Raw genomic sequence first — 239 nt, 5'->3', positions numbered from 1 at the left:
CCTGCGAAGAAATGCCAGCGCCAGAGCGTGCGGCGGTCTGGCCAGAGAGTGGCAATGTGTATGGTCATGGCACTATCCTTCAAAACTTGATCCGCACGCCGCCAAAATACGCACGGGGCGAACCCGCGTAGATGGAGCCTGTGCTGTTCATGAGTGTCGTAGCGCCGGCCTGCTGACCATTGGCCTGCAGTTTATCGCTGATGTTTGTAGCCCCCGCGATATAGGTCTGGTTGGCGACG

Origin of the sequence: Gluconobacter sp. (assembly GCF_047723935.1) — a bacterium.
In the GTDB taxonomy this organism is placed as follows: domain Bacteria; phylum Pseudomonadota; class Alphaproteobacteria; order Acetobacterales; family Acetobacteraceae; genus Gluconobacter.
This window is presented reverse-complemented; position numbering follows the sequence as displayed.